Raw genomic sequence first — 1,764 nt, forward strand, 5'->3', positions numbered from 1 at the left:
GGAAGCAGACAAAGTAGTAGAGGTACAAATAGAAAATGCGAAAGAACTAGGAAGCTTACAAGTAATCAAAAAGGATGCAGAGAGTGGAAAAGTTCTAGCAGGTGCAGAATTTAAATTAAAGAACGAAGCTGGTCAAGTAGTTGGAGAAGCGAAAACAACGAATAAAGACGGTGTTGTGAAATTCGAAAACTTAGTGCCAGGAAAGTACACGTTAGAGGAAACGAAAACGCCGGAAGGTTATAAAGCGCTAGAAGTGACAGTAGAAGTGAACGTTGTAGCGAACGAAGTAGTAAAACAAGAAGTCATGAATGAAAAAGTAATGGGTCAATTCGAAATCATGAAAGTAGATGCGAATGATAAAACGAAATTGTTATCAGGTGCAGAATTCGAAGTGTATAAAGATGGTAAAAAGGTAGCGGAACTGAAAACAGATGAGAGTGGAAAAGTGATGTCACCGAAATTACCGCTAGGTGAATACACAGTGAAAGAAAAGAAAGCACCAGCGGGCTACAAGCTTTCAAATAAAGAATGGAAAGTAACAATTCAAAACGAGAAAGAAGTAGTAAAAGTAGAGGCAGAAAACGAAAAAATCTTAGGTTCTCTACAAATTATTAAAATGGATGATAAAGATCAAACGAAACGCTTAGCAGGCGCAGAATTTACATTGAACGATGCGAAAGGAAATGTTGTAAAAGAAGGAATTACAACAGATAAGTCTGGAACGGTTAAAGTAGACGGACTTGTGCCAGGTGAATATACGTTAGAAGAAACAAAAGCACCAGAAGGTTATGAGTTAACAAAACAAATAATTCATGTAACAGTTGACGGTGAAAAAGTTGTTGATGTAAAAGTAACGAACAGTAAGAGTCTTGGTCAATTCGAAATTGTAAAAGTAGATGCGGAAGATAAAACGAAAGTATTATCAGACGCAGAATTCGAAGTGTATAAAGATGGTAAAAAAGTAGATACGTTACGAACAGATAAAACTGGTAAAGTAGTTTCACAGAAATTAGAACCAGGAAAGTACACATTAAAAGAAACGAAAGCACCACTAGGATATAAGTTGTTAAAAGAAGAAATTGAAGTCGTTGTGGAAGCAAACAAAGTAGTAGAAGTACAAGTAGAAAACGCAAAAGAACTAGGAAGCTTACAAGTAATCAAAAAGGATGCAGAGAGTGGAAAAGTTCTAGCGGGTGCAGAATTTAAATTAAAGAACGAAGCTGGTCAAGTAGTTGAAGAAGCGAAAACAACGAATAAAGAAGGTGTTGTGAAATTCGAAAACTTAGTGCCAGGAAAGTACACGTTAGAGGAAACAAAAGCGCCAGAAGGTTATAAGGCGTTAGAAGTAACAGTAGAAGTAAATGTTATAGCGAACGAAGTAGTAAAACAAGAAGTTATGAATGAAAAAGTGAAAGAAGAAATTACAGGTCAATTAGAAATTACAAAGGTAGATGCCAATAATACAAATAAAACTTTAGCAGGCGCAGTGTTTGAAATTTGGAAAGACGGAACAAAAATCGACACATTAACAACAAACAAGAGCGGTAAAGCGACTTCTAAGAAGTTAGAACCAGGAGATTACACTTTAAAAGAAATCCAAGCGCCAGAAGGATACACTTTATCCAATAAGGAAATGAAATTTACGATTTCTAATGAAAAAATTGAAGTTGTAAAGCTTCAAATTACAAATAAAAAAGATACAGAAAAAGGTCCGGAAAAACCAGGTGAAGGAACAGAAAAACCAGGTGAAGGAACAGAAAAGCC

General features: G+C 35.7%; 1 protein-coding gene. It reads left to right on the forward strand.

From position 1 onward, the window contains the following. On the forward strand, window positions 1–1,764 hold a 1,764-nt coding region (locus MR160_RS33535), incomplete at both ends, for an MSCRAMM family protein (RefSeq protein WP_255805904.1).

This window comes from Bacillus cereus group sp. BfR-BA-01382 (assembly GCF_022663475.1).
Classification (GTDB): domain Bacteria; phylum Bacillota; class Bacilli; order Bacillales; family Bacillaceae_G; genus Bacillus_A; species Bacillus_A thuringiensis_S.